Below are 859 nucleotides of genomic sequence, written 5' to 3' on the forward strand. Positions count from 1 at the left end.
TGAGTGTCACAGATGCAGGAGGGGTAACCACAACAGGTAGTCTGGTTGTACAAGTGATTGATGATGTTCCAACTGCTGTGGCAGATACTGGTAGCCTTAGTGAAGGTGGTGTGCTGAGCGTACTTGCTGCTGACGGTGTATTAACAAATGATACTGCTGGCGCAGATGGTTGGGTGAATACGGGTGCAGTGGTTGGTGTAGTATCTGGTGATACTGCAACGAACAGTGCTGGTGGCGTTGGAGGCAGGATTGATGGTCAATATGGCTATATCACCTTAAATGCCGATGGCAGTTATACCTATGTATCAACCGCTGATGCAGTAACAGCTGATGCACAGGATGTATTTACTTATACGGTACGTGATGCGGATGGTGATTTATCTCATTCAACGCTTACGATTAATGTGGCAAATGTCAATCTAACACCAGCTCCAATTACCAATACTGTCAATGAGAGTGGTCTTGCGGGTGGTTCAACTGCGGGTACTGGTCATACCGTAACAGATACAGTGAACCTACCATCCGAGGTCAAAGCAGTACCCGTTACTAATGGTTCGACTCAATATGGGACGTTCAGCATTGATGAAGATGGTCACTACACATACACACTGACTAAACCGTCAAATGGCGATAATGTTGAGGATACGTTTAGCTATACCACTAAGGATGCTCAGGGCAATAGTACAACGAATACCGTAACGATTACGATTATAGATGACGCACCTGTTGCGAAGCCTGACACGAATAGCATTACAGAAGACAGCGTACCTAATCCAGTCAGTGGCAACGTACTGACAGGAGGCGTATCTAGTGGAGATACAGCTGATACCCAAGGCGCAGACAAAGCTAACGTCAGTGG

The 859-nt window shown here is 46.4% G+C and carries 1 protein-coding gene; it reads left to right on the plus strand.

The features are described from left to right. Positions 1–53: 53 nt before the first annotated feature. The coding region (locus tag OGY19_RS01785; protein ID WP_286596195.1) for a cadherin-like domain-containing protein at positions 54–859 on the plus strand (806 nt) is incomplete at its 3' end.

The sequence above is a fragment of the Citrobacter sp. Cy070 genome, assembly GCF_030332245.1.
Lineage (GTDB): Bacteria > Pseudomonadota > Gammaproteobacteria > Enterobacterales > Enterobacteriaceae > Citrobacter > Citrobacter youngae.